This is a genomic window from Paenibacillus taichungensis, from assembly GCF_003287275.1.
GTDB classification, from domain to species: Bacteria; Bacillota; Bacilli; order Paenibacillales; family Paenibacillaceae; genus Paenibacillus; species Paenibacillus taichungensis_A.
The window spans coordinates 1-477 of sequence record NZ_QEVW01000042.1; the positions used below are offsets into that span (position 1 = coordinate 1).

The window sequence follows — 477 nt, forward strand, 5'->3', positions numbered from 1 at the left end:
TTACTCCAGTAAGACCTGTTGTTCCGGTAGCTCCGGTTGTTCCCGTCCCGGTTGCGCCTGTCACACCGGTTAATCCAGTAAGACCCGTTGCTCCTGTGGCTCCCGTGGTTCCGGTGACTCCTATACCGGTTGCACCTGTAACACCTGTTTCACCGGTAAGACCCGTTGCACCTGTCACTCCAGTTACACCCGGTGAACCCGTTGCTCCGGTAACTCCAGTCGTTCCCGTTCCGGTTGCGCCTGTCGTACCTGTTTCACCAGTAAGACCCGTCGCACCAGTGGCTCCCGTTGCTCCTGTCACGCCAGTTACACCCATAGATCCTGTCGCGCCGGTGGCTCCAGTAGCTCCTGTTGTTCCCGTTCCGGTGGCACCTGTCGCACCTGTTGCACCAGTAAGACCCGTTGCTCCGGTAGCTCCTGTCGTTCCTGTTCCGGTTACACCTGTCGCACCCGTTACTCCAGTAAGACCCGTGGCTC

The 477-nt window shown here is 58.9% G+C and carries 1 protein-coding gene; it reads right to left on the reverse strand.

The window, feature by feature from the left end:
- On the reverse strand, positions 1-477 hold a 477-nt coding region (locus tag DC345_RS31150; protein WP_181586805.1), incomplete at both ends, for a hypothetical protein.